Raw genomic sequence first — 26,050 nt, 5'->3', positions numbered from 1 at the left:
GCGGGGCCTGAAGGGCTCCGTCCTTCCCCCATGGTGTAAAGGCAGCACACGGGTCTTTGGAACCCTTAGTCTTGGTTCGAATCCAGGTGGGGGAGCTTACGCTCGCCGATTCCGGTCGGAGACGGCCTCCTTGGGGTCGGTGACCAACCGAAAGGAACTGTCTTGGCAGTCAAGAAGATCGAAACCTGGCTCACCGACATGGACGGCGTGCTGGTGCACGAGAACACGGCCCTGCCCGGCGCTGCCGAATTCATCGACACCCTCAAGCGCAATAACCGCCAGTATCTGGTGCTGACCAACAATCCCATCTACACCCCTCGCGACCTTTCGGCCCGCCTTGGTCGTTCGGGTATCGATGTGCCTGAAGACCGGATCTGGACCTCAGCCTTGGCTACAGCCGACTTCGTGTCTCGGACTATGCCGCGGGGGTCGGCCTATGTGATTGGTGAGGCCGGGCTGACCACAGCCTTGCACGAGGCCGGGTTCATTCTTTCCGATATCAACCCGGACTATGTGATTCTGGGCGAGACCCGAACCTACTCCTTTGAGTCCATCACCACAGCTATCCGCTTGATTCTGGGCGGGGCCCGTTTCATCTGCACCAACCCGGACGCCACAGGCCCCAGCGAGAACGGCGTCCTGCCTGCGGCGGGAGCCGTCGCAGCTCTGGTGACCAAGGCCACCAACCGGGAGCCCTATTTTGTGGGCAAGCCCAATCCCATTATGTTCCGTACGGCTCTGAACAGGGTGGGCGGCCACTCCGAGACCACGGCCATGATCGGCGACCGAATGGATACTGATGTGGTGGCCGGAGTTGAGGCTGGCCTGAACACCTTCCTGGTGCTGACCGGCATCACTACACGATCCGAGGTGGAAACCTTCCCCTACCGCCCTGACCAGGTGGTGGACTCCATTCAGGATCTGATCGACATCGCCGAGAGCGGGGTGGTGGAGTTTTGAGCGGCGGGCAGACGCTGACCGCTGGCATCATTCTGGCTGCAGGCGAGGGCACTCGCATGCGCTCGGCCCATCCCAAGGTTCTGCACACCCTGGCCGGCAAGACTTTCTTGCAACGGGTCATGACTTCGGTGACTGCTCTGAATCCCGAGCTGACGGCTGTGGTAGTTCATCATCAGGCCGACCTGGTGGCGCAGGCTGCACGCTCTTACGATTCGCAGGTGCGCATCGTGCGTCAGGACAGCCGACCGGGTACGGGACGCGCGGTCCAGTGCGCCGTGGATCAGCTGGATGGGGAACTTCGACACGACGGTCAGGTGCTGATCGTCGCCTCCGACATGCCCCTGTTGGACGCAGACACGTTGCATAGCCTGCTCGACTATCATGTCAGCTCCGGCGACGGCGCCACCGTGCTGACAGTAAATCTGGACGATCCCACCGGATACGGTCGCATCATTCGTGACCAGGATGGACGGGTTCTGCGCATCGTCGAACAGCGGGATGCCACCGGCACCGAGCTGGCCGTCAAGGAAGTCAACACCTCTGTTTACGTCTTCGAGGCTGACCTGCTCCGACAGGCAGTCCGCGGCCTGGACGACAGCAACGCCCAGGGGGAGTTCTATCTGACCGATGCCTTGGAGACTGCTCGTCGCCTGGGCAGGGTCGGGGCCTTCGCCGCTCCTGATCCACTCAAGGTTGAAGGGGTCAACGACAGGATTCAGTTGGCTGATCTGGCTAAGGCCCATAACCTGCGGGTCTGCCAGGAGTTCATGCGCCGGGGGGTGACCATCCTGGACCCATCCACCACCTGGATTGAGGACGACGTGGTCATCCAGCAGGATGCCGTCATTCTGCCCGGCTGCTTCCTGCAGGGTCATACCGAGATCGCCTCGGATGCCGTCATCGGCCCATATACCACCCTGATCGATGCGATTGTGGAGCCGCAGGCCAAGGTTGAGCGCTCCCGCGTGCAGGAGACCCGGATTGGAGCCCGGGCCAACATCGGCCCCTGGACCTATCTGAGGGCTGGCAACGTCCTTGCCGAGGACACCAAGGCCGGGGCTTTCGTCGAGATGAAGAAGGCCACCATCGACCACGGGACCAAGGTTCCCCACCTTTCCTATGTAGGGGATGCGCACATAGGCCACGACAGCAACGTGGGTGGCGGATCCATCACGGCCAACTACGACGGCGTGCATAAGAACCGCACCGAGATTGGGTCGGAAGTGCACGTGGGCGCAGGGAATCTCTTCGTAGCTCCGGTCCAGGTGGGCGACGGAGTTACGACCGGAGCCGGATCGGTCATCCGCCATCCGGTGGAAGACGGAGCCATGGTTTATTCCACCAATGACCAGCATCAGGTTCCGGACTGGAAGCCCGCCTGGGAACGGTAACCATGACAGCATCTGCTTCACAACGAGGAAAGGCGTGACAAGTGCCAGCATTGCAGGAATCCATCGACGCGGTCCGGGTGGCCGCTCGGGCTGCCAACGATGTCAAGGCTATGGACATCGTGGCCTTCGACGTCTCCCAACCCATTGCCATCACTGACATCTTCATGGTGGCCACCGGTAGCAACGAACGTCAGGTTCTGGCCATCGCCGAGGAGGTGGAGAAGCAGCTCCATCTGCAAAAGAATCTGGACCCGCGTTCTCGGGAAGGCGTGCAGGAGGCTCAGTGGGTTCTGCTGGACTACGGTGACTTCGTCATCCATATCATGCACAAACAGGCCCGAGCCTACTACGACCTGGAACGGCTCTGGAAGGACTGCCCCCAGGTGGACCTGCAGCTGGAGCATCCCTTCACCCTTGCCGATGATGATCCGGACGGCCAGCTGGCCTCCAAGGCGGATGATCTGAATGAGGATGATCTACGCAGCCGTTTCGCTGACCCTCAGGAAAGCCATGACTGACACAGATACCACCGCCGAAGATAGCCGGCATGTGCGCTCCATGACTGTGGTCCGCCATGGGCAGACCTCATACAATGCAGGGCACAGGATGCAGGGCCAGATTGACATTCCTCTCAACAGCGTAGGCCGCTGGCAGGTGGAGAGGACCGGCGAGGAGTTGCGGGCTGAATATGTGGACGGCGCACCCCAAGACCGTCACCTGCTGGTGGTTTCCTCTGATCTGGGCCGGGCTGCTGCCACTGCTCATGCATTCGCCGATCCATTGGCTCAGCCAGTTCATCTTGATCGCGGGCTGCGTGAACGCAGCTTTGGCGAGTGGGAGGGAGCCAGTGCTGAGGAGGTTCGTCAACGCTGGCCTGAGGATTACGAATCCTGGTCCCGGGGCGCCGGGGGAGAGCTGCTCCACGGTGCCGAGACCAAGGCCCAGGTGGGCAAACGAGGCCTGGAAACCCTGAATCGATGGATTCACCGGGCTGGTCCGGACACGGATCTCATGGTCTTCTCTCATGGGTCCTTTATTGCCGAGACTCTTCAGGCTCTGCTGGGCATGGCCACTGCGTATCCCGAATACCTGGGCCTGGTCACCATGCGGAACGCCCATTGGGCCCGATTGATGCCACGAGACCTGCCAGGCGGTGGTCTGCGCTGGTCCATGATCGACTACAATCGTGGTCCGGCCATCGCCATGCGGGGGGATTGGGACAATCCCCGAGGGCTGGTCCAGACCGACTGAGGTCCTAGGCGGTCGGCCGACCATCACACTATCGCCATGACCACCAGCTACCATAAGAGCGCAGCCACCAGCCGTTGGATCAAAAGGGGTCGGAGTGAAGCAGTTCTTTCATGACATTTCCTGGGCGCAAATCATCGCCGGCGCTCTTGCAGCCATGACCTCCTTCTGGCTGGCCGCCAAGATCGGCGTGGCAGGATCCATCATCGGCGTAGCCATCGGTTCCATCGTCTCCGCCGTGGCCTCGCAGATCTACAAGAATGTTCTGGAAGCCTCCGGCCAGAAGCTGCAGGAGTCCGTGGTCGGCAGTGCTGACCAGGATGATGCTGACTCCAAAACCGGATCGAATGACGATTCGGATGCCGATGGACAGACCACCATGTTGCCGGCCCAGGGCAAGGGTCGTTCTGACGATTCCAGCGATGCTGCCGATGGATCAACCCAGGTCATGGCCCCGGTAGATGGTTCCACCCAAGTCATGCCTCCTGTCGGTGACGAAAAGTCGACATCCAAGACCGGTAGGACCATTTCATCCAGCAATGGTCCAAGAACCCATGCGGCCTCCATTACGGCAACCAGCAGGAAAAAGCTGGATCAACGCCACCGCAACGTCATCATCGTCTCCGTGGTGAGCGCCCTGGTGGCCGTACTGCTTTCCGCCTTGGCCATCAATGCCCTGACCAAAGGCGAAGGCACCGACAAGGTGGTTCGCAACGTCGTCAGCCCACCGGCCAGCCAGGTGGTAACCCCCAGCCAGGAGGAGGAGACTCCCTCAAAGCCCGCGCAGCGCACAGAGGAGCCTGAGAACCAGGCGACCCCGGGTGCCCCTCAGAGCCAGCCGTCCGGAACAAATCAGAACCAAGGCACCGAACAAGGGTCAGGACAGGTGCAGCAGCAGGGAGGGAAACCCACGAGCTCACCTTCGCCGTCTGCTGATGCGACCGGCTCCACGCCCAGTCCCTCAAACACGGCTTCTACGCCGCAGTCGTCACCGACGAGCACGACAAATTCCTCGCCTCTTAACTGACCTGCCGTTCGGCGCGGCACACGCATCCCACCATGTAATGTGACTAGGGTCACTTTCGGGCGGTCCATAAGGTCCGTCCCCAAGGATCTGGTCCCGAAGGCGGGACCAGAATGAGAAAGGTGTGTATATGCGCAAGGTTCTGTGCTCTCCAGGCTCCTATGTTCAGCAGGAGGGTGCCATGGGAAAGCTGGCCGGAGAATATGCGACTCTGGGCACCAAAGGCGCCCACCTGATCGTCGATCCGGTCATCGACGGGCTCTACCACGACGACATTGTCGCCTCCTTTGAGCACGATGGGATCCCCTACGAACTGATGAAATTCGGCGGCGAGTGCTCCATGGAGGAGATCGACCGTCATCGTGCCCATTTGGGCGGCAGTGACGCGGTAATTGGCATCGGCGGCGGCAAGACCTTGGATACCGCCAAGGCTGTGGCCCACTTCGCCCATCTGCCGGTCATGATTGTGCCCACGGCAGCCTCCTCGGATGCGCCTTGCTCAAGGCTGTCCGTGCTCTATACGCCTGAGGGTGTCTTTGACCGTTATCTGCCCCTGCCTGCCAACCCCAACGTGGTCCTGATGGATACCGATGTCATCGCCAAGGCTCCGGTGCGCTTCTTGGTATCAGGACTGGGCGATGCCTTCGCAACCTACTATGAGGCAGCCGCCTGCGTGCAGTCGAACGCCGTGACCATGACCGGAGGCCACGCCACCATGGCCGCCTTTGCCTTGGCCCGTCTCTGCCGCGATACCCTGCTGGAGGACGGGGTCAAGGCCGTGGCCGCTGCCAAGGCCGGTGTGCGCACAGCTGCGCTGGAGAAGATCATCGAGGCCAATACGCTGCTGAGCGGTCTGGGCTTCGAGAGCTCTGGCCTGGCTGCAGCCCACGCCATTCATGACGGGATGACCGCCCTGGAGGGCACCCACTCCATGCTGCACGGCGAAAAGGTGGCCTTCGGCACCTTGGCCCAGTTGGTCCTTGAGGATCGGCCTCTGGAGGAGACCCGCAGGGTCTATGACTTCTTCCGCAGCGTGGGTCTGCCCACCTCCTTGGAGCAGATCGGCATCGGCCAGGCCAGCGAGGAGGATCTGCTCAAGGTCGGCGAGCATGCCTGCGGTCCCGACGAGACCATGGGCAACATGCCCTTCGAGGTGACTCCCACCGATGTGGCTCACGCCCTGCGCGCAGCCGATCAGCTGGGCAAGCAACTCTGAGTCCTCTTGCTCTGATCTTTCTTTGAGATGCCAAGCGACCGTCGGCATGGAGTCGGCGGTCGCTTTTATTTTTCCCGACGTTGCATTGGTCACCCTTGAAGCGAGCTGGCGGCCTTTCGTATGGCTTCCTCATCTGGGCATGTGGCTGGACCGGGCTGAGTAGTGGAAAGCGCTCCTGCACAGTTGGCCAGTATTAGTGACTCCTCGATGGGCAGGCCTTGGAATATGCCAGCACAAAGGACGCCCGAATGGGCATCGCCGGCACCGTTGGTGTCTATGGCACGAACCTGTGGGGTGGGAATGTACTTGATTTGCATCGCATTCTTGGGCTGGCAGTACCAGGCACCGCGAGCGCCGGCCCTAAGAACCACCGGACTGTCCAGTCTTAGCGAAAGCGAGCGGCAGAGGGATTCCAACTCGGTTACGTCGCCAGTTTTGGGTTGGCACCTCAGACGTTTCGCCAGGATTGGTCCCTCGCGTTCATTCAGCGACCAGATCGGATGCAGTCCGTTGACCGCACCAAACACATCCAGGTCAATATTTGCCACCATGGGTCCCACATCGAAGAGTACAGGAAATCCCTCGTCCTGGTGTTTCTCAGCAAAACCGACCAGGCTTCGGGTATTGTCCTTGTGACAGAAGGAATATCCGCTCAGATAGATGACATCGCCAGGAACCAGATTCATGCTTTCGTAGGTGCCCTCCGGTACGCGGGTCTCTGCGCCCCTTGCTGAAACAAAGGTGCGTTCGCCGGAGGGTTCGATCATGGCTACCGAGTATCCGGTATCGCAGTCTTCCAGAACAGACCCTTGGGCGGGAACTTGAAGGGCGGCAAGGGCCACACGGACCATGTCCGCCATCGGACCTGTGCCAATCGCCCCCATGTAGGCTATGGGCGCTCCCATCTGCCTGGCTGCGCGAATCACGTTGTATCCGCCGCCAACCTTTATGGCACTTCGTCTGGCGAAAATGTCCCCTCCACGCTCCGGGAGGTGGTCGATGTCCATGCTAAGGTCAACCACCACCTGACCCAGATGGAGGATGCTGGGTTCAGTCATGGCTCTTGCTCCCCACCGCCACGGAATCCTTGGAGAGGAGGTGCAAAATGGCGTAGAGGATTCCTCCCAGGAGGAGGGATACGAGCCATGCTAGGCCGTTCCTGCCCAGGAAGCTGCCGGACAGCGGTCCTGAGAACCAGACTTCGTTCTTGGAGACCTGGGCTGTCACAAACAGAAAGCCGACGACTATCCCCACCAGCCAGCTGATGATGGCTGGGAGGTTGACTCCGTGCCAATACCAGTATGGGGAATCTGCTTGAAGGTTCAGCAGGCCGTTAGAATCGTAACGCTTGCGGAAGATCATATCTGACAGGAAGATGCCTGCCCAGGTGCTCAGTGGCACTGCCAGCAGGGAGATGAAGGTGACGAAGGGGCCATAGAATCCGTCGGAACCCAAGGTAAAGTACAAGGCTCCGCAGGTGGTCACCACCACATCGACCACGACCGCATAGACGCGGGGGATTCTGATGCCCAAGGTGATGGTTGTCAGGCCGGCCGAATATACGGAAAGGTTGTTTGACATAAGCAGGCCTGCAAATGCGGCAATCAGATAGGGGATTGAAACCCATGCAGGCAGAGCGCTTCGAACCGCGGCGACAGGATCGGCGGCGGAGGCAATGGTGGAGTTGCCTGCTGTCAGGACCGATCCCAGGCCGATGACCACGACCAGGGGGATTCCGGCGCCTGCCGCCGCGGTCAGGATCAGAGGGCCTGATTTTACCGAGGTCTTCTGGTAACGGGCCATGTCTGCACCGGAGTTGACCCAGCCGATGCCCGTCCCTGCGGCTATGGTGCCGATACCGATAAGGAAGGCACTGGCCGATCCGGGAGCATTGTCGATGAAGGAGGACCAATCTACGGTCGTGGCCAGATAGATGGCCACCAGCAGGGTAAGGGCTCCGAATATCCAGGTGGCCCACTTCTGCACAGTCAGAATGAAGGCGTGACCGGCGGCCGAGACCACCACGGTCAAGGCTACGAAGACGGCAATGCAGACAAAGGTCAGGAAGGGGGAGCGCTTGGCGTCGGCTGAAGTACCGAAGCTGATGGCGATCAGGGAGAGCAACGCAAAGGCACCGGTCATCGTGTTCACCGTCTCCCAGCCCAGTCTGGACAGCAGGGCCACCAGCGTGGGGCCTGCATTGCCTCTGACGCCGAAAATGGCCCGGGACAGGGTCAGCGTGGGCGCGCCGCCTCTTCTTCCGGCTATGGAGATGATGCCGACGAGGGCGAAGGATCCGAAGGCTCCGATGATCGTGGCGAGCACGGCCTGCCAGAGGTTGAGTCCCTGGGCAATCAGGGTAGCTCCCAGAGGGATTCCCAGAATTGAGATATTGGCGGCGAACCAGACCCAGAAGAGCTGTCCGGGCGATCCGTTCCTCTGGTCCTCAGGCACAGGTTCGATGCCCCTTTGCTCGACTCTGGAGAGGATGGTGCCCTCCCTTGGTGCAGTTGACATGGATTGTCTCCTTTGACTCAAGATGTACTGGATGTAGTGATGACTTGTCTGTTCAGTCCTGTGGTGTGATCTGGGTGGACCCCATGGTCTTGGGGTTGAGTGGATTTTACATTGTTGTGTTCATGAAGGATTCGACGGTATTCGTTTTGCGCTTTGCTACCTTAGGGCAATCAGACCACGGGCAGTTTTCTGCAGGTCGAGGTGGGATACCGAAGCTACATGGGAGCAGAGTGCAGGGTCGAAGACCTCGGGACCGGTGCACGCGCCGGTCATTGCGCCGGTCATTGCGGCGATGGTGTCCGTATCGCCACCAAGGTTGACTGCAGCGAACAGAGCCGATTGAGGATCGTCAGCGAATCTCCAGGCCAGGGCGAAGGCGGCTGCCACAGACTCATTGGCCTCGACCGAGGTTCCGCAGTCTTCAATGAGGTGGCGTTCGAAATCGCCCTCATCACTGAATTCCTCAGATAGCCGTATTGCCTGACGGGCCCGTGCGGGAACCGATGCCTTCGGAGTCCAGGCCCCGGACGTTTCCATGGCGGGCACCATACGCAAGGACTCGTTCAGTGCCTGGCGAACGGTCATCCCCTCAAGCCCCAGGCTGACTGTCGTAGCGATCAGCGCAGCACTTTGGAAGCCTGCGACCGTGTCGTGGGTGACCTGGCAGGACTCGTAGATGCGATTGGCCAGTTGTCTGGTGTCCTCGGGCCTGTTGGCTATGCCTACCGGAGTGACTCGCATGGCGGCCCCGTTGGTGGTGCCGGTCCTTCCTGTGGTCATGATGTCCGCGCCCTGGCGAACCTGTTCCAGGGCCAGCTTGGTGGATGGCCCGAGCAAATCGAGCGATCCACGCGACTTCATGTCATCCTCCCAGGCCAGAAGACGCTTGGCGAACTCTTTCGGATCGATGTGCCCCTTACCCTCGATAGTCAGTTCCGCCACGATCAACGCCTGCTCGGTATCATCGGTTACAGACCCTGCAGGCATACCGGGAGCTATGGGCTGATCCGGAATGGCATCGCAAAGGGTGTGGATCCTGCCGTAGGCCTCATGTATTGCTGCAGGACTCATGCTCTGCGTGGGCATGCCCAACGCGTCCCCTAATGACAACCCAGTAAGTGCGCCCAGTGCGCCCTTTTCAGTTCTGGTCATTGTTGTACAAGCCTCCGGAGTCGTTGCGATGAGCCTATTAATCTGTCTGCAGATAGACTGTGACATTTTTAATCAGAATCATTGCAAGGCCCCTGGAAGATTGTCAGTACGACGGATGCAGCAGGCATGATTCGCACGGAAGAATGGGGAAATGAACGAGCTCCACCCAGTGGAGTGGGAGATAAAAACATTACAGGCAGGCTGGGGTTAAAGACTTGATCGAGATATCGAGATGCGTGTTCTATATAGTGCAGACGGCCATTGAACGGGATCGTCCGTCTACGCCGTACTGGAGTTTGGCAGTGCTGTCTTGGTCCAGGCTCCAGCATATGCAAGGGCACTGGAAATAAAAAAGAATCCCGAGGTGACCCCGGGATTCTATCTGTGGAGCTAGGGGGATTCGAACCCCCGACCTTCTCCATGCCATGGAGACGCGCTACCAGCTGCGCCATAGCCCCGTACTTACCTTGCTTGGTGAAGCCTTGCTCATAGTACACCGGGATTGGCGAATGGAGCAACTCAGTGTGTTGCCCCGGAATTGCAGGGATTGTGAGCTATTTGATGGATTTTATCCTCGAATGGTCTTGGGTCGTTTTGAGCTTGCTAGTGCGCTAGCATGAGGGCAAGGGGCGACCAAGGGGGTCGGCAGCAACTGAAAGGCGGCGGACCATGACAGGCAAAGTCGATGCCGGAATGCGGGATGAAAAGCAGAACAAGGCCCATCCCGGGGACCAGCTGATCATCAACTGCTTGCCCTTGGATAAGGGCGAGCGACAGGAATTCCTTCAGGCGGCTCCGGGCGTTCGTCAGGAGTTCGTCGTCGGCACGAACATGCGGCAGAGCATGCATTGGCTCATCGATGTCCCTCAATCCCTCCGATCGGAGGCCACGATCATTTTGGGTAATCCGCCGGCCGAGCAGGTGGTTGCCTGCCGTAACCTGGTCTGGCTGCAGACCAGCAGCGCGGGTGTGGATGCCTACCTGAAACCGGGGGTTCTGCCTCCGGATGCCATGTTGACCAGTGCCTCAGGCGCTTACGGGCAGTCGGTCTCCGAGCACATGTTCGCCATGATGTGGGCCCTGATGAAGGACCTTCCTGGTTACCGGGACAATCAACGCATGGGCCGTTGGGAACCTCGCGGGGCTGTCCTTTCACCGCGCGGTTGCCAGGTTCTGGTGTTGGGCACGGGGGATATCGGAGCCTCCTTCGCTCGTCTGGCCAAGGCTGTAGGCGCTCGGACCATCGGTATCAGGCGGCATCCCGACCAGCCGGTGGAGGGGTTCGACCGTCTGGCTGGTTTTGACGATCTGGATGCCCTGCTGCCTGAGATGGATGTAGTGGCTCTGGCCCTGCCTTCAACGCCGCAGACCAGACATATCATCGACGGCCATCGTCTTGCATTGATGAAGTCCACCGCCGTGCTGATCAACGCGGGCAGGGGAGATGCCGTGGATTGCATGGCTCTGGCCCAAGCCCTGGATAAGGATGGCATTTTCGGTGCAGGGCTGGATGTGACCGAACCGGAACCTCTGCCTGAAGACCACCCACTCTGGAGGCAACCACGCTGCCTGCTCACTCCGCATGTAGCCGGGGGAGCTCATCTCCCCTCCAACATGGACAAGGTTCGGGAAATTTGCCTGGATAATCTTCGTCGGTTCATGGATGGCAGACCCCTTCGCAACCGGATGAGGTGACCGCCGTGCCGACAGAGCAAAGCCGTAGCGGCAACAGTCGTGGGCGGACGACTGTTCTGCGGTGGGTGGCCGTTCTGCTGGCGCTTGCTTTGATTGTGGCGGGCTCCTTGGCCTTGGCTGGCAGGCTGATGGGTGTCGGATCTGCTCGCCATGATAATCAAAGTTCCTCTGCAAACGGCCGCAAGACCGCTTCCCATAGCCCTCCCGGGTATTCTCCTGAGCAGACTGCTGTCCACCCGCCTCTGATCTCGCCTGTGGACTACAACCACGACGGTGTGGACGATTACACGGCTATGGTGCGTGGAGCCCATCAGGAGGCACGCATCCATCCACGTTATGACAGCGGCTACTATCAGGGCGGCTATCCACCCGATGACCGGGGTGCCTGTACCGATGAGATCTGGAGGGCCTTCCGACAGGCCGGCTACGATCTGAAAGCCATGGTCGACGCTGACAGCGCCTCGTCTCCTGGGGCCTATGCCGGAGTCATCAGCAGGCCTGATCCGAACATCGACTTCAGACGCACCAACGTCCTCGGCGTATTCCTGTCCCGGCACGCCCAGCGTCTGACCAACGACATCGCGGCCACCGACCAGTGGCAGCAGGGCGACATCGTCATCTTCGATACCTCCTGGCACATCGGCATGGCCTCGGATAAAAGGGACAGCCGGGGTATTCCCTTGCTTCTGCATAACATGGGCCAGCGCGCCAGGGAGAACGACTACCTGGGATCGCCCGGTCATCGTCCCATCACCGGTCATTTCCGCTTCGACGCCTCCCAAATCCAACCCGCCGTCCTGCGCCCATGGAGGGGGTGACCAGGGACTACCCTGCGAAATTGAGCACGGCGGCAACTGGTTATCTGCTACTATCGGTTCGGCCAGACACGTCGGCCAGGTTCGAGCACGAGAGGCGGTGATGGCGATGATGAGAGTATTCAGCACCATGAACGGGCAGATCGAGCAGATCGGCAAGGCTTCCAAGGGCTCATGGATATGCTTATCGGCTCCAACTGATGTCGAGCTGGCCAATGTCTCCCAGACCACCGGCATAGACCTGGCAGACCTGCGTGCACCCTTGGACGATGAGGAGCGTTCGCGTGTGGACGTGGAGGACGAATACACCATGGTCATCGTCGACATTCCCCGGGCCGAGGAGCGCGACGGGCGGGACTACTACGAGACCATTCCTCTGTCCATCATCGTTACCGAGGATCTGATCGTCACCGTTTGCATGCAAGACACGGTTCTGCTCCATCCCTTTATGGAGGGCACCATTCGGGGTTTCAACACTTTCATGAAGTCCCGCTTCATCCTGCAGATCCTTTACCGTAACGCCACCCTCTATCTGCGCTACCTGCGCATCATCGACCGCGAGTCGGACCGGCTGGAGCTCAAGTTGCGCCACTCCATGCAGAACAGAGAGATTCTCATGCTGTTGGAGCTCAACAAGACCTTGGTCTACTTCGCCACCAGCCTCAAGTCTAACGAGATCGTCCTGGAGAAGCTGACCGGCCTGGAGCGGATCAAGCGCTACCCGGACGACGAGGATCTTCTGGGCGACGTGATTACCGAAAACAAGCAGGCCATCGAGATGGCCAACATCTACTCAAGCGTGCTTTCAAACATGACTGACGCCTTCGCCTCCATTGTCTCCAACAATGTCAACAACGTCATGAGGATCTTCACTATCATCTCCATCAGCCTGTCGGTGCCCACGCTGATTTTCTCCATGTATGGCATGAACTTCAACCAGGGTATGTTCGGTATGCCCTTTACCGACAAGCCCTGGGGATTTGCGGTCGTGGTGATTCTGTCAGGCCTGCTGACCGCCCTGGTAACCTGGTTCCTGACGCGCTCGAGAATGTTCAAGTAGGGGCCGATTATGTTTGCACGCAGGATTGCGGCGGCTCTGGTGGCGCTGGTTCTGGCGGTGCCCCTGAGCGGGTGCGGCCGCCAGGAGGATCGCTACCGGGCTGGTTCCATCGGGCCCAAGATCAGCGTGGGCATCTCCTTCGACCAGCCCGGGCTTGGATTCGCCCAGTCCGGCCAGTACCGGGGTCTGGATGTGGATGTGGCCCGGTACGTGGTCCACGAACTTGGATACGCCGAGTCGCAGATCGTTTTCCGTCAGGTGAAGCCTGCGGACCGCGAGCGCATGCTCGAACAAGGCCAGGTAGACATGGTCGTGGCTGGCTATTCCATCACCCAGGAACGGCAAAAGCTGGTGGATTTCGCCGGGCCCTACCTGGCTGCGGGGCAGGACCTACTGGTTCGCCGCACTCAGAACGACATCGCCGGAGTGGATGATCTGGCCCAAAAGCGGGTCTGCGTGGCAGCTGGGTCCACCTCCGGGACTCTGGTGCGCTCGCTGGCCCCCCAAGCCCAGGTACAGGAGCGGGAGGAGTTCCCCGAGTGCATCACGGCCCTGCTCAGCGGGGACACTGATGCCGCCAGCGGGGACGACTTTGCCCTGGCCGGCCTGACTCATGTTCGCGGCGGCGGCCAGCTGCGCCTGGTCGGCAATCCCTTCTCCCATGAACGGTACGGTATCGGCGTGCCCCACGGGGATCCGGAGCTGGTGGATGTCATTGACCAGGCCTTGAAGAGGATGATGCGGGACGGATCCTTCAAGGCCGCACTGGGTCGGGCCTCCAAGTCCATCGGCTTCTCCATCAATGCCGCAGCTCGCACCCTGCAGCCTGGCGACCACTGAGCACAGCTCCGGTTAGGATGACGGATGCTGGACATAAGCCTGGCTGTGTCCATGTGAATGGCGATAATTCACGATATGAACGCGAATGAAGACAGGGATCATCAGCAGACCCAGGAATCCGAACAGCCTCAATTCCGCTACGATGCCGCCATGGCTCAGACCATCGAGGAGCGCTGGCAGCAGCGCTGGGACAAGGAGGGCACCTTCTGGGCCGCCAACACCAAGGGCGACTTGACGGATGCCCAGGGAGATCATGCTGGGGGCCGCAGTCCCTACTTCGTCATCGACATGTTCCCCTATCCTTCGGGCAAGGGCCTGCATGTGGGCCACCCCTTGGGCTACATCGCCACCGATGTGGTCAGCCGCTATCACCGGATGAAGGGCGAGAACGTCCTGCATGCCATGGGCTATGACGCCTTCGGCCTGCCCGCCGAGCAGTATGCGGTCCAGACCGGCCAGCACCCCCGGGTCACTACTGAGCAGAACATCGCCAACATGCGGTGGCAGCTGCACCGGCTGGGGCTCAGCTTTGACGACCGCCGCTCCTTCGCCACCATCGATACCGACTACGTGCGCTGGACACAGTGGATCTTCTCGCGCATCTACGAGTCCTGGTATGACCCCGACTACCGCCGTGCAGATGGAGGGACGGGCTCGGCCAGGCCCATCAGCGAGTTGGTTGAGGCCTTCAAGTCCGGAAGCAGGCCCATCCCCGGCCATGCCGATGCCTCCTGGGATGACCTGGACGAGGCCGAGCGCTCCGAGGTGCTCAACTACTTCCGTTTGGCCTACATCTCTCGCTCGCCGGTCAACTGGTGCCCCGGACTGGGCACGGTCCTGGCCAATGAGGAGGTGACCGCCGAGGGGCGCTCGGAACGAGGTAACTACCCGGTCTACCAGCGTGAGCTCAAGCAGTGGTCCATGCGCATCACCGCCTACGGCCACCGGCTTCTGGAGGATCTGGATATCCTGGACTGGCCCGATAAGGTCAAGCTCATGCAGCGCAACTGGATCGGGGAGTCACACGGGGCTTCGGTGGACTTCACCGTGCCCAGCCCTGACGGCGATCAGACCATGGAGGTCTACACCACCCGTCCTGACACGCTTTTCGGTGCTACCTTCGCTGTGGTTTCCCCAGAGCACGACCTGCTGCAGCACTTGCCACAGGAGTGGCCGGAAGATGTGCCCGAGCAGTGGAAGGGCGGCTATGTCAATCCTGCTGATGGTGTGCAAGCCTACCGACGGGCCGCCGAGGCCAAGACCGCCAAGGATCGCGTGGACGAGGGCGGAGCCAAGACCGGCCTGTTTACCGGGCTGTACGCGATCAACCCCATCACCGGGGCCAAGTTGCCCATCTTCACTGCTGACTACGTGCTGATGGACTACGGTACCGGAGCCATCATGGCTGTGCCAGGCGGTGACCAGCGCGATTACGACTTCGCCGTCAAGTACGGCCTTCCCGTCGTCTACACGGTCAGCCCACTGGCTGAGTCCGGACAGACCTTGGACGACTATCGGGGCAAGGCACCTTTCGTCTCTCACGACGGCATTGTGGTCGACTCTTCGGTTCAGACAACCCAGGCCGCTGGCGACTCGCTCAGCTTGGATGGTTTGCGGGTTGACCAGGCCATCGAGAAAGTCACTGCCTGGCTGGAGTCGGCAGGCGTGGGCCATGGGACAGTCTCCTACCGGCTGCGCGACTGGCTCTTCTCCCGTCAGCGCTACTGGGGCGAGCCCTTCCCGGTGGTCTATGATGATCAGGGCCTGCCCCACCTGCTGCCCGACGATCAGCTTCCGGTGGCCCTGCCGGACGTGCCCGACTACTCGCCCAAGACCTTTGATCCCGAGGATGCACAGTCCAGCCCGGAGGCCCCGCTGAGCCGCAACCAGGATTGGGTGAACGTGACCCTGGACCTGGGTGACGGGCCCAAGGTCTACCACAGGGACACCAATACCATGCCCAACTGGGCCGGCTCCTGCTGGTACTACATGCGCTACATCGATCCCAAGAATGACCAGCACATGGTCGATCCGGAGGAATACGACTACTGGCTGGGGCCCCAGCACAACGCCACGGCCGGGGAGTCAGGCGGTGTCGACCTCTACGTGGGCGGTGTGGAGCACGCGGTACTGCACCTGCTCTATGCCCGCTTCTGGCACAAGGTGCTCTATGATCTGGGTTACGTTTCGTCCAAGGAGCCCTTCCACAAGCTCTTCAACCAAGGAATGATCCAGGCCTACGCCTACACGGACCAGCGCGGTCAATACGTGCCCGCTGCCGAGGTGGAGGAGCATGATGAGGGCGGCAAGGTCAGCTACACCTGGCAGGGGCAGCCGGTCAACCGCGAGTTCGGCAAGATGGGCAAGAGCCTGAAGAACATCATCACCCCTGACGACATGTACCGCACCTATGGGGCCGACACCTTCCGCCTCTACGAGATGAGCATGGGACCCCTGGACGAGTCCCGGCCCTGGAATACGCGCAACGTGGTGGGCGGCATGCGCTTCCTGCAGCGGCTCTGGCGCAACGTGGTGGACGAACGGACCGGCGAGGTGGTTCTGGACGAGGGTGAGCTCGACCAGAAGACCCTGAAGCTGCTCAACACCACCATCCACGACGTGACGGTGGAGATGGAGGCCATGCGGCCCAACACGGCCATCGCCAGGATGATCGTGCTCAACAACCATCTGACCGGGCTGAATCCGACGCCCAGGGCAGCCATTGAGCCCCTGGTGCTCATGCTCTCGCCCATCGCCCCCCACATCTGCGAGGAGCTCTGGAGCCGTCTGGGACACAAGGAGTCCCTGGCGCACGCCCAGTGGCCGACCTGGGATGATCGCTATCTTGGTGAGGACACGGTCACCGCCGTTGTCCAGGTCAAAGGCAAGGTCCGCGGCAAGCTGCAGGTCAGTCCCGACATCGCGCCTGATGAACTCGAGGCCATGGCCCTGGAACTGCCCGCCGTCCAGGAGCGGCTGGGTGGCAAGGAGCCGCGGAAGGTCATTGTTAAGGCCCCTAAGATCGTTTCGGTCGTGCCGGCCTGATCCTGTACTGTCCGCAGCCAGGCTGTGGACGGATGACGACCTTCGACCACATAGCCCCCCGACCTCATATCGGGGGACTTTTCATGCCAGGCTGGGTCCATGAGCATCAACATCACCCAGCCGCCAGCGCCGCCCCTACAAGCTTTGGCCCTGAATCAATCGGTTCATTTGGAGGGGTCAGCCGAAGGCAAGGCCAAGTCCCAGGTCCGACGGGATCGGCCCGTCTGGTCGTTTACGCCCCTCCAGGCCTTGACAGCCATCCTTATTCTGGTGTCGGCTCTTGCCCTAAGTCTGACCCTGCTGGCCCAGCAGGGACGGGCGCTGGCTGCAGGAGCAGCCGTTGACGGATCCGGGACCAGTTCATCGGCTCCTGCGAACGGTAATGTGAACAGCGCTGCACACCGAGGCAAGCAAGCCTCGGGTAATGAACGTAGCCGGGACACTTCGAGCGCAGTAGTAAGCGAGCAGGCCGATCCGGCCTCAGACTCTGCCCAACATACTGAAAAGGCCGACAATGCCCCTGCTGTGCCGGCCCCCAGTTCCTCCTCGGAGTCAGCAGACCAGGCGGGACGCGTGAATCTTAACAGCGCCAGCCAGCAGGATCTGGAAAATGTCAAGGGAATTGGCCCGGTCAAGGCTGCAAAAATATTGGAGCACCGGCGCGCCATCGGCGGTCGGTACACCTCGGTAGACCAGATCCTGGACGTCCCCGGCATCGGTGCCAAGACCTTGGCCCGCTTACGCCCATATTTGATGGCGCAATGATGGCCGTTTATTCAAGAGTTCACGCTGGGGTTCACGATGCAACTGATCGGGAGAACGGCAGTCGCAATCTTCGAATGCTCCCCGCTGCCTGTCTGGCCTGGGCGGTTGCACTACTGGTCCCATGGCTTCTGGACAGGAACATGGGCGCAGTCATGCCAGTATCAGGCAAGAGCGGTGATTGGGCCAAGACGGCGGAGGAGTCCAGAGGCGCTATGGCCGGCGGGAGTACACCCGGTGGAAGCATGTGCATGGCGGTCTGGATAATGCCGCTTGCCCTAGCGCTTCCATTACTCCTTGCAATGGTCCTGCTTGCCATCAAACTCGTCTGCTTGTCCGCCACAGAGGATCCCGATTGCAGAAGTCAGATATGTCGGCGGTCCCCTCGCTTACGCAGACGGAACCAGCTGTCCCGAGTTTGTGCGAGTCCTGGGCAGAAGAATCATAGGGACAAAAGTCGTTGGAACGAAAACCATCGGAATGCACCCCGCGTGAATACCACGAACACCAAAGACACCGTTTATAAGAATACGACTCATCGGGATATCCGGATTCAGTGGTTGCGCCGGTTCTCAGGCAAACGCTCATACACCGGGTTCAGGCGCTATTCTGATTGCAAGTCTTCCTCATTCCGTTCTTCTTCCATGCTTGTTTCCGCCTTGCAAACATTGGTGTCCGCTTGGTTTGGTCCTCGGAGGCTACCAATGCTCGCCGTCCTGACTGCGGTGGCTTTGGCTGTAGCAACTGCCGCTGCAGTTGGTCATGAATCAGTGCGTAACGGGCCTGCAGCCCGTCAGATTCGGCAGGGGAAAGCACTTGCCGAGGTGCATGGCCGAGCTGTGGGCCCTATGAGCGCATCCTCTCGGCGAGGCTGGGACTGTCAGGCGGAATTAAAACTGAAATGGGTGACTTTGGCCGGGGTGCGCATGCCTTCCGATGAACGGATCGTGCTCTTCGCTCGCAGCCGGTCATGCCTGTTGCAGCAGGGCGGACAGTATCGTGCGCGAGGCCTTTTGGCACCCCCCACGTACGGCCGTCCTATGCCTTGGCTGGCCGTGGAGAATGGCTTGCAACAGGTCAGGCCGCCAGGGCCCTGTAGACGATTGATAGCTCGTATGCAAAAGGCCTTTCTTGAACAGACCAGCAGGCTTGATGACCAGGGGCGAATCCTGGTGCCGGGGTTGACCATGGGCATCCTGGGTAACCAAGCCCTACCCGGGTCGGGTGGTTCTCTGGGCAGACCGGCAGTGGAGCCTGCATATGCTGCTCGTCTAACCCAGAATTTCCGGGCATCTGGCATCCTGCATCTGATGGCCGTCTCCGGCGGACACTTCATGATCCTGGCCTCGCTGCTGGTTTCGATCATGCGGGCTCTACGCTCGCCGCCCTTGCTGATGGCCTTGGTTTTGTCTGCAGCCTATATGGGTTTGGGTATGCTGATGGTTCCCGGGGATTCAGTCTTGCGAGCTCAGGCCATGGGACTTCTTTCGGCATTGGCTCTGGCTGCCTGTCGGCCTGCCCAGTCATTGAACACCCTGTCCTGGTGTGTGCTGCTGATACTAATTCTGCGGCCTTCCATGGCAGCAAGTTTCGGCTTTGCGCTCTCCTGCGCAGCCGTGCTGGGCATCGGTCTGGGCAACCGACGTTTGACGGCCTTTCTTGAAGACCATCTTCCAGCATTTCTTGCACGTCCATTGGCCCCGACCCTGTGTGCCCAGGCCGGGACGCTGCCCGTGCAGATGCTGATGAGTTCAGGACTGCCTCTGCTGGCCCCGCTGGCCAACCTGTTAGTCACTCCTGTGGTCGATGCTGCCACAGTGACCGGCCTGCTGGCTCTGCTTACCTCCTGGGTGTGGCCTCCAGTGGGGTTCTTGCTGGCCCGACTGACCTCCCTGGGTACCGGAGTTATGGCTTTTGCCGCCAAATGGATGGGCGAGGCTATTGCTCCGGCGGCTTGGCCATCGGGGCCAGTTGGCAGTGCCTGCCTGCTTGGTCTGGGTCTCATGGCCGTGATTGATCACCGGCTGATTCGACTCATCCGCGTCCGGAGGCGGGACTGTTCATGGTCAACTACGACAAACGTGGCTTCGGGGGTTCCCTTTAGGCCGTCGGCCTTGGCGTCAATCAGGGGCTGGCTGCAACAGACCTATGGACTTTTGGCCCAGTTAGTCTTCAAAAACGACCGATGTCAATGTCCAGTGATGAAGGGAGATTTGAGGCATGACCAAAGCTCAGCAGGAGAACCCTTCCGTCCATCTGGTGGTTGGTGGCGATCCCTTCCTCAACGGGCAACGCGTCAAGGAACTGTGTGCACAGGCATGTGCAGCCCATCCGGACAGCGAATACATAGAAATGGACGCGGCAGACTGCGACGCTTACGCCTTTCAGGAGGCGGTCGGACCCTCTCTGCTCAGTCAGACGGCCGTGGTTTTTCTGGATGATCTGCAGGCGGCCGATGAGGCCTTGACTCAGGCCCTGGTGGATTTTTGCCGCGAGCCGGCAGAATCCGAATCCAGCATTGTTATCGCACGTCATGACGGGGGCAACCGGGGCCGCAGGCTTCTGGACCAGATGGAACGAGTCGGAGCAGTCATAGAGCGGATGCCGGATCTGAAGAAGTTCGATGACAAGATCGACTTCGTCTATGGACAATTCAAGGCCCATCAGCGCCGCATCCAGCCACGGGCGGCCCAGCGCCTGGTGGATGTCCTGGGCGAACGTACTCCTGAACTGGCCGCCATGTGCTCCCAGCTCTGTTTCGATTTTGACCAGGACCCCATGGCCTTGGAGATCGTTAACCGGTATTTGACTGATAATCCGGCTGTATCCGGATTCGCCGTGGCGGACAGGGCCCTTGCTGGACGACCGGCCCAAGCCGTTGTCGCCCTGCGTTCAGCTTTGGAACAGGGCAATGAACCGGTTTCTCTAATTGGAGTACTGGCTCTGAAGTTGCGGACGCTGGGCAAGGAGGCGGCCATCGAATCGGGATCCATCACAACAGCCGAGGCCAAGGCCGCCTACTGGCAGTTGCGGGAGGCAAAACGGCAGCTGCATGGATGGACCTCCTCCGGTCTTGTGGACTGCATTGAGGCCTTGGCCCAGGCAGATGAGGTCAGCAAGACCAGCAGCGGCGATGCTCGTTATGCTCTGGAACGGGCAGTGGAGCTGATTGCCGCCAAGGGAAGGACATTGGCATGAGCCTGCGGGACAGCGCCGGTCAGCAGGATGGATTTGAGCTGGTCGTGCCTACGGGCGAGGACATGCAACGCCTGGGCAGAAACCTGGCCTCGTGTGTGCATGGCGGGGATGTGATTCTTCTGTCTGGTCCTCTGGGGGCGGGCAAGACCACGCTGGCCCAGGGGCTGGGCAGCGGACTTGGAGTGGACGGCCCTGTAGTCTCGCCCACGTTCACCATCGCAAGAGAACTGCACGGCCATCTGTCCGACGGCTCACCTGTGACCCTGATTCATGTGGATGCCTATAGGTTGGGCGGACAGGATTATCTGCCCGGCGAAGATGCCGTGGATCGGCTTCTGGACGAGCTGGAGTCCCTTGGTCTGGACGAGGAATTGGAAGATCCGGGTCAAAGCACCATCATCCTGATGGAATGGGGGGAGCAGATGGCCTCGGCGCTGGCCGATCAACGTTTGGAAGTGACCATCAGCCGACCCGTGGACGCCCGGGAAGATCCTGACGCTCCACCCAGCTCCCAGGGTCAGCGTATGGTACGTCTGCGTGGAGTAGGTCCTTCATGGGCCACCAGACTGGAGGAGCTGAGAAAGGCGATGACGGCATGAGCGGGAGCGATACGCCCCTTTTAGTGATCGATACCTCATATGGCTCGACTGTGGGGCTGCCCGGGAGGCAGCCCTGCATCGAGACCGACTCGCGCTCGCATGTGGAACGTCTTCAAGTCAATATCGCCAAGGTCATGGACCAGGCTGGATTGTCTGCAGACGATCTGAGGACCATCGTAGTGGGACTGGGTCCTGCGCCTTTCACTGGTTTGCGGGCGGGCATCGTCACCGCCAAGGCCCTGGCTTTTGCCACGGGTGCCCGTCTGCTTGGCCAGGACATCCTGGAGCCGCAAGCCCGCTATGCCTACAGGCGGTTCAAGCAGCAGGACCAAGACCATACCCGGCTCCTGGTCTTGGCAGTCAATGACGCTCGGCGTCGCCAGCTCTACTATCGTCTTTTTGACGACTTTGGAGACGTGGAGGGCCCGGCCAGGCCGCTGACCGAGATGAGCATCGACTATCCAGCAGCTATCTGTGAGAAGATCGCGGCCATTGCAGAAGAGCAAAAGTCTTCCGACCAAGATCCTGTCACCGTGGTCGTCAGCGGCCACGGAACCGGTCGCTACGCTGACCAATGGGAGCGTCTGAACAAGCAATCTGATATACGGGTTGTGCTGGACGAGGGATCTTTCCTAGAGGATCGGATTGACGGGACAAGCCTGATGGCTGCTTGTGCATGCCGACGTGCCCAGCAGGGGCTGATCGATCCTGTGGAGCCGCTTTACCTTCGCAGGCCGGATGTCTCCGTGCCCAATCCGCTCAAACACGTAGCCGTCCAGTCATGATTCGCGGGGTGGCCTTGGGGGATTTGGACCAGCTGGTCGATCTGGAGGCGAGGGTTTTCGGCGACCAAGCCTGGAGTCGGCAGGCGCTGCGGTTCGAGCTGTCTGCGCCCTCACGCACCTACCTGGTATGGGATGACCAGGGAGTCATCCTGGGCTACGGAGGTTACTGGTCTGGTGAACGGGATGCCGAGCTGATGACCATCGGGGTGCTGCCGGAAGCCCGGAATCGAGGCATTGCAGGATTCTTGCTGGCCAGGTTGATTGCTGGAGCCGATCGCGAGGGTTTGCAGCGCATGAACCTGAAAGTGCGTGTAGACAACTCCGCTGCCATTGACCTCTACAAGGACTTTGGCTTCTCACAGACGGGTCTGTGCAAAGGCTATTATCAGCCTGAAGATGTGGATGCTTGGGCTATGACCAGGCCCTTAATCTCGGTGGGACCGGGCCCGGTGGGCTTTGGCAGCAACAAGCTTTCGAAAGGACAGGAAAGGATCATTGACCATGAGTGAGCCTCTGGTGCTTGGCATCGAATCCACCTGCGACGAGACCGCGGCCGCCTTGGTTCAGGGCAACCGGCTGTTGTCCAACGTGGTGGCATCCTCCATGAACGAGCATGCCCGCTATGGTGGCGTCATACCCGAGATCGCCTCACGGGCACACGCTGAGTCCTTTGTGCCGGTCGTCTCCAAGGCCCTGAACGATGCGGATATGAACCTGTCCCAGGTCGATGCCATAGCGGTCTCGGCCGGTCCTGGACTGGCTGGATGCCTGGCCGTAGGCGTTTCCGGTGCCAAGGCGCTGGCTTGGGCGGCGAAAAAGCCCTTGTACGGTATCAACCACGTCATCGGCCATATAGCGGTCACCCAGCTCCAATTCGGTCCATTCCCCCAGAATGCCCTGGCTCTGATTGTCTCCGGCGGCCACACCTCGCTGCTGCATGTGGATGATCTGGCGCGATCGGTCCAGGTGGTGGGCACCACACTGGACGATGCGGCGGGGGAATGCTTCGACAAGATTGCACGTTTGCTCGGCTTCCCCTATCCGGGCGGTCCCCACATCGACCGTCATGCCCGTCTGGGCGACCCCCACGCCATCGCCGTGCCCCAGGGGTTGACAAAGGGCCGGGCCGGAGCCGAGCATCCTTATGACTTCAGCTTCTCGGGGGTCAAGACCGCAGTGGCTCGATGGGTCGAGCGCAGACAGCAGGCCGGGCTCGATATTCCCGTGGATGATGTCTGCGCCTCGCTGGCGGACTCCGTGGCCACCGTCCTCTCCCGCAAGGCCATGGCTGCCTGCCACCGGTTCGACACGGATACCCTGATTGTCGGCGGCGGGTTCTCGGCCAACTCGCAGCTGCGCGGTAGGCTTCAGAAGTTCGGCGACGAGGAGGGCGTCAAGGTCCGTATTCCGAAGATCAACTTGTGCACGGACAACGGTGCCATGGTGGCCATGCTGGGCGTCAATCTGGTTCAGGCCTGCCTGCCTCCCTCTGCTCCTGACTTCTCTATTGATTCAGCCATGCCAATGGACAAGATCCTCATGTAATCGACACGCCAAGTTGTCGGATACGAAGGTCCTGACTATAGTATGGTAATTGTGTTCAGCAAGAGTTGAACGGGACATTCCCGCATAGCTCAGTTGGCAGAGCGTTCGACTGTTAATCGAAATGTCGCTGGTTCAAGCCCAGCTGCGGGAGCTCTCAACCGCCGGTCTTCCGGCGGTTTCTTTATATTGTGCGATTTTTCAGACACATGCAATCCTGTTATCCCCAATGGTCTTAGTTGTTGTCAACACGAGTATCGGGACGATCAGTCTATTGAATTGCTGTTGGAGTCTCCTGATCCAGGGTTTGATGCTGCCAGTTTATTTTGGAGATTCGCTTCTCTCATGACAGATGAATGACTATGTAGCCTTTCGTTTGGCACCCGGAGGGCGCCTTTTCGGTAATGCATGAGGCGACAGACGGGTGCCTGGCCGAATTAACAACGTTGTACTATTCAGATGATCCATAGTTTTGGAGATGGACGAGAATCATTGACGATAAAGTCAGAACGAAGGAGCCAGACAGTGACGCAAGGGCAGCAAAATCACAGGAGCGGGGCACAGTTCAAGGTGGATGAGGAGCAGGAGTCTACACCCATTGACGATCGCCTCTTCGGATCTTTCGTGGAGCACCTGGGTCGGGGCATTTACTCGGGTATCTATGAACCGGGGCATCCGACAGCAGACGAGCAGGGCTTCCGCCGCGACGTCATGGATCTTGTGAAGGAATTAGGCGTAACAACCATCCGATACCCAGGTGGCAACTTTGTTTCGGGCTATCGCTGGGAGGATGGCGTGGGACCGCGCGAAAGCCGTCCTCGCCGTCTCGATCTGGCCTGGCACTCCGGCGAAAGCAACGAATTCGGACTGCACGAGATGAGCGACTGGTTGGACAAGCTGGGCGGCAACGAGCTTATGGAGGCCGTCAACCTGGGTACCAGGGGCATGCAGGAAGCCCTGGACCTGCTCGAATACAGCAATGTGCCATCGGGCACCGAGCTGTCCGAACGGCGGCGGGCCAACGGCCATGATCGTCCCTTTGGCATCAAGATGTGGTGTCTGGGCAACGAGATGGATGGCGACTGGCAGATTGGCCACAAGAGTGCACAGGAATACGCTGATCTGGCCAACCGGACGGCTGTGGCCATGCGGATGATCGACCCGGACTTGGATCTGGTTGTATGCGGGTCTTCCTCGCACACCATGCCCACTTTCGGCCTCTGGGAGCGTACAGTCCTGGAGCGCTGCTTTGAAAATGTGAACTTCCTCTCATGCCATGCCTATTACGCACCCAAGGATGGAGACATGGCCAGCTTTCTGGCTTCCGGCGTGGACATGGACAGTTTCATCACCGATGTGGCGGCCATCATCGCCGCCTCGCGTGCCCGGCTGGGCAGCGATCATCAGGTTTTCATCTCCTTTGACGAGTGGAATGTATGGTACCAGGAGGCTCAGGCCAGCAGATCGCCCGAAGGCATCGGCAATTGGCCTCTAGGCGCACCGCTTTTGGAGGATGTCTATTCGGCAGCAGATGCCGTGGTGGTGGGCGACTTGCTGATTACCCTGCTCAGGCATGCCGATGTCGTTCATGCAGCCAGCCTGGCCCAGCTGGTCAACGTCATTGCCCCCATCATGACTGAGCCCGGCGGTCCTGCTTGGCGGCAGACCATTTTCTACCCCTTCGCCCTGACAGCTCGTTATGCACGAGGCGGCAACGTGCTCAAGAGTCTGCAAAGCGGCGACACCTATGAGACTTCGCGCTATGGTCAGGTGCCCATGACCGATTCAGTGGCCGTCAGAGGTGCCGATGGTTCACTAAACGTTTTTGTGGTCAACCGCAGCCCTGACAGTTCTGTTGATTTCAAAATCGCCTTGCCTGAACAGGATCGACGCAGACAAGCCACAGTCAGCACTCTGCATGAGGACGACCCCTCGGCACGCAACACTCTTGAAGACCAGGAACGGGTCGTCATGCATGCCCGGAAAGACATCAAGATGGATGAGGATGCCTTGAATCTTCAGCTGCCTCCCATCTCTTGGACGGTCATTCATTTGGCTTAAAAGGCCGATAAAGGCATCTGGGCTGGCAACCCTTTCAGGGTTTTCGGGTATGGTGCCTTTACGGTCCATCTGGATGTGGACGACTGGATATTCGACCACATGCCTTTTTCCGGTTCACGCGGCCTTGGCATCGAATCCAT

Annotated in this window: 21 protein-coding genes, 3 tRNA genes and 1 pseudogene; 21 read left to right on the top strand and 4 right to left on the bottom strand. The window is 60.0% G+C overall.

What is annotated here, in order from left to right:
- Positions 1–24 precede the first annotated feature (24 nt).
- The 7 genes from H3T93_RS02965 (at position 25) to H3T93_RS02935 (ending at position 5,839) form a co-directional block, all read left to right on the top strand.
- A tRNA-Gln gene (locus H3T93_RS02965) sits at positions 25–95 on the top strand.
- Between the two features lie 67 nt (positions 96–162).
- Positions 163–960 carry an HAD-IIA family hydrolase gene (locus H3T93_RS02960; RefSeq protein ID WP_015021717.1) on the top strand — a complete coding sequence of 266 codons (798 nt, stop codon included), beginning with the start codon at positions 163–165 and terminating at the stop codon, positions 958–960.
- 14 nt (positions 961–974) lie between these two features.
- Entirely contained in the window at positions 975–2,351 is a 1,377-nt protein-coding gene (gene glmU, locus H3T93_RS02955) for a bifunctional UDP-N-acetylglucosamine diphosphorylase/glucosamine-1-phosphate N-acetyltransferase GlmU (protein WP_267900935.1), read from the top strand.
- A gap of 41 nt (positions 2,352–2,392) precedes the next feature.
- Positions 2,393–2,869, top strand: coding sequence for a ribosome silencing factor (rsfS, locus tag H3T93_RS02950; protein WP_046322826.1), 477 nt, complete (start codon positions 2,393–2,395; stop codon positions 2,867–2,869).
- On the top strand, positions 2,862–3,602 hold the full coding sequence (locus H3T93_RS02945) for a histidine phosphatase family protein (RefSeq protein WP_181415089.1): 741 nt from the start codon (positions 2,862–2,864) through the stop codon (positions 3,600–3,602). Before rsfS ends, H3T93_RS02945 begins: the two co-directional genes overlap by 8 nt.
- 94 nt (positions 3,603–3,696) lie before the next feature.
- Complete coding sequence (locus tag H3T93_RS02940; RefSeq protein WP_110425159.1) at positions 3,697–4,626, top strand: hypothetical protein; 930 nt, start codon at positions 3,697–3,699, stop codon at positions 4,624–4,626.
- A 127-nt stretch (positions 4,627–4,753) separates the two neighbouring features.
- Positions 4,754–5,839, top strand: coding sequence for a glycerol dehydrogenase (locus H3T93_RS02935; protein WP_144176956.1), 1,086 nt, complete (start codon positions 4,754–4,756; stop codon positions 5,837–5,839).
- Between the two features lie 89 nt (positions 5,840–5,928).
- On the opposite strand, the gene H3T93_RS02930 is transcribed toward H3T93_RS02935, so the two are convergent.
- The 4 genes from H3T93_RS02930 to H3T93_RS02915 form a co-directional block, all read right to left on the bottom strand.
- Entirely contained in the window at positions 5,929–6,897 is a 969-nt protein-coding gene (locus H3T93_RS02930) for a PfkB family carbohydrate kinase (protein WP_144176957.1), read from the bottom strand.
- Positions 6,890–8,356 (bottom strand): purine-cytosine permease family protein, encoded by a 1,467-nt coding sequence (locus H3T93_RS02925; RefSeq protein WP_144176958.1) that lies wholly within the window; start codon positions 8,354–8,356, stop codon positions 6,890–6,892. The genes H3T93_RS02930 and H3T93_RS02925 overlap by 8 nt, the downstream gene beginning before the upstream one ends.
- Before the next feature lie 156 nt (positions 8,357–8,512).
- Positions 8,513–9,508, bottom strand: coding sequence for an ADP-ribosylglycohydrolase family protein (locus tag H3T93_RS02920; protein WP_144176959.1), 996 nt, complete (start codon positions 9,506–9,508; stop codon positions 8,513–8,515).
- A 385-nt stretch (positions 9,509–9,893) separates the two neighbouring features.
- Positions 9,894–9,966, bottom strand: a tRNA-Ala gene (locus H3T93_RS02915).
- Between the two features lie 235 nt (positions 9,967–10,201).
- On the opposite strand from H3T93_RS02915, the gene H3T93_RS02910 reads away from it, so the two are divergent.
- The 14 genes and pseudogenes from H3T93_RS02910 (at position 10,202) to arfA (ending at position 25,910) form a co-directional block, all read left to right on the top strand.
- On the top strand, positions 10,202–11,203 hold the full coding sequence (locus H3T93_RS02910) for a D-2-hydroxyacid dehydrogenase (RefSeq protein ID WP_144177578.1): 1,002 nt from the start codon (positions 10,202–10,204) through the stop codon (positions 11,201–11,203).
- A gap of 5 nt (positions 11,204–11,208) precedes the next feature.
- Positions 11,209–12,021 (top strand): DUF1287 domain-containing protein, encoded by an 813-nt coding sequence (locus tag H3T93_RS02905; protein WP_144176961.1) that lies wholly within the window; start codon positions 11,209–11,211, stop codon positions 12,019–12,021.
- Positions 12,022–12,127: 106 nt separating this feature from the next.
- On the top strand, positions 12,128–13,078 hold the full coding sequence (locus tag H3T93_RS02900) for a magnesium transporter CorA family protein (RefSeq protein ID WP_046322833.1): 951 nt from the start codon (positions 12,128–12,130) through the stop codon (positions 13,076–13,078).
- A gap of 9 nt (positions 13,079–13,087) precedes the next feature.
- Positions 13,088–13,918, top strand: coding sequence for a glutamate ABC transporter substrate-binding protein (locus H3T93_RS02895; RefSeq protein WP_144176963.1), 831 nt, complete (start codon positions 13,088–13,090; stop codon positions 13,916–13,918).
- 75 nt (positions 13,919–13,993) lie between these two features.
- Positions 13,994–16,963 carry a leucine--tRNA ligase gene (gene leuS / locus H3T93_RS02890; protein ID WP_144176965.1) on the top strand — a complete coding sequence of 990 codons (2,970 nt, stop codon included), beginning with the start codon at positions 13,994–13,996 and terminating at the stop codon, positions 16,961–16,963.
- Positions 16,964–17,062: 99 nt separating this feature from the next.
- Positions 17,063–17,728 (top strand): ComEA family DNA-binding protein, encoded by a 666-nt coding sequence (locus H3T93_RS02885; protein ID WP_144176967.1) that lies wholly within the window; start codon positions 17,063–17,065, stop codon positions 17,726–17,728.
- Positions 17,725–19,725, top strand: a pseudogene (locus tag H3T93_RS09305) (ComEC/Rec2 family competence protein); the annotation flags it as partial. The gene H3T93_RS02885 and the pseudogene H3T93_RS09305, both read left to right, overlap by 4 nt.
- Before the next feature lie 220 nt (positions 19,726–19,945).
- Positions 19,946–20,923 carry a DNA polymerase III subunit delta gene (holA, locus tag H3T93_RS02880; RefSeq protein ID WP_144176971.1) on the top strand — a complete coding sequence of 326 codons (978 nt, stop codon included), beginning with the start codon at positions 19,946–19,948 and terminating at the stop codon, positions 20,921–20,923.
- Entirely contained in the window at positions 20,920–21,522 is a 603-nt protein-coding gene (gene tsaE / locus H3T93_RS02875) for a tRNA (adenosine(37)-N6)-threonylcarbamoyltransferase complex ATPase subunit type 1 TsaE (protein WP_144176973.1), read from the top strand. Before holA ends, tsaE begins: the two co-directional genes overlap by 4 nt.
- A complete protein-coding gene (tsaB, locus tag H3T93_RS02870) occupies positions 21,519–22,307 on the top strand; it encodes a tRNA (adenosine(37)-N6)-threonylcarbamoyltransferase complex dimerization subunit type 1 TsaB (RefSeq protein ID WP_144176975.1) in 789 nt (262 codons plus the stop codon). The genes tsaE and tsaB overlap by 4 nt, the downstream gene beginning before the upstream one ends.
- The gene (gene rimI / locus H3T93_RS02865) at positions 22,304–22,816 is read left to right on the top strand and encodes a ribosomal protein S18-alanine N-acetyltransferase (RefSeq protein ID WP_144176977.1); all 513 of its coding nucleotides are present in this window, start codon (positions 22,304–22,306) and stop codon (positions 22,814–22,816) included. Before tsaB ends, rimI begins: the two co-directional genes overlap by 4 nt.
- Positions 22,809–23,852 carry a tRNA (adenosine(37)-N6)-threonylcarbamoyltransferase complex transferase subunit TsaD gene (gene tsaD / locus H3T93_RS02860; protein ID WP_046322841.1) on the top strand — a complete coding sequence of 348 codons (1,044 nt, stop codon included), beginning with the start codon at positions 22,809–22,811 and terminating at the stop codon, positions 23,850–23,852. The genes rimI and tsaD overlap by 8 nt, the downstream gene beginning before the upstream one ends.
- A 78-nt stretch (positions 23,853–23,930) precedes the next feature.
- Positions 23,931–24,003 (top strand) — tRNA-Asn (locus H3T93_RS02855).
- Between the two features lie 371 nt (positions 24,004–24,374).
- Entirely contained in the window at positions 24,375–25,910 is a 1,536-nt protein-coding gene (arfA, locus tag H3T93_RS02850) for an arabinosylfuranosidase ArfA (protein ID WP_144176979.1), read from the top strand.
- The last annotated feature ends 140 nt before the right edge of the window (positions 25,911–26,050 follow it).

Origin of the sequence: Bifidobacterium sp. M0404 (genome assembly GCF_016101415.1) — a bacterium.
GTDB lineage: Bacteria > Actinomycetota > Actinomycetes > Actinomycetales > Bifidobacteriaceae > Bombiscardovia > Bombiscardovia polysaccharolytica.
This window is presented reverse-complemented; position numbering and strand designations above follow the sequence as displayed.

Coding starts and splice junctions, on each gene's coding strand:
- H3T93_RS02945 (WP_181415089.1), top strand. CDS start 2,862: ATGACTGACACAGATACCACCGCCGAAGATAGCCGGCATGTGCGCTCC.
- H3T93_RS02935 (WP_144176956.1), top strand. CDS start 4,754: ATGCGCAAGGTTCTGTGCTCTCCAGGCTCCTATGTTCAGCAGGAGGGT.
- H3T93_RS02930 (WP_144176957.1), bottom strand. CDS start 6,897: ATGACTGAACCCAGCATCCTCCATCTGGGTCAGGTGGTGGTTGACCTT.
- H3T93_RS02925 (WP_144176958.1), bottom strand. CDS start 8,356: ATGTCAACTGCACCAAGGGAGGGCACCATCCTCTCCAGAGTCGAGCAA.
- H3T93_RS02920 (WP_144176959.1), bottom strand. CDS start 9,508: ATGACCAGAACTGAAAAGGGCGCACTGGGCGCACTTACTGGGTTGTCA.
- H3T93_RS02910 (WP_144177578.1), top strand. CDS start 10,202: ATGCGGGATGAAAAGCAGAACAAGGCCCATCCCGGGGACCAGCTGATC.
- H3T93_RS02900 (WP_046322833.1), top strand. CDS start 12,128: ATGATGAGAGTATTCAGCACCATGAACGGGCAGATCGAGCAGATCGGC.
- H3T93_RS02895 (WP_144176963.1), top strand. CDS start 13,088: ATGTTTGCACGCAGGATTGCGGCGGCTCTGGTGGCGCTGGTTCTGGCG.
- leuS (WP_144176965.1), top strand. CDS start 13,994: ATGAACGCGAATGAAGACAGGGATCATCAGCAGACCCAGGAATCCGAA.
- H3T93_RS02885 (WP_144176967.1), top strand. CDS start 17,063: ATGAGCATCAACATCACCCAGCCGCCAGCGCCGCCCCTACAAGCTTTG.
- holA (WP_144176971.1), top strand. CDS start 19,946: ATGACCAAAGCTCAGCAGGAGAACCCTTCCGTCCATCTGGTGGTTGGT.
- tsaE (WP_144176973.1), top strand. CDS start 20,920: ATGAGCCTGCGGGACAGCGCCGGTCAGCAGGATGGATTTGAGCTGGTC.
- tsaB (WP_144176975.1), top strand. CDS start 21,519: ATGAGCGGGAGCGATACGCCCCTTTTAGTGATCGATACCTCATATGGC.
- rimI (WP_144176977.1), top strand. CDS start 22,304: ATGATTCGCGGGGTGGCCTTGGGGGATTTGGACCAGCTGGTCGATCTG.
- tsaD (WP_046322841.1), top strand. CDS start 22,809: ATGAGTGAGCCTCTGGTGCTTGGCATCGAATCCACCTGCGACGAGACC.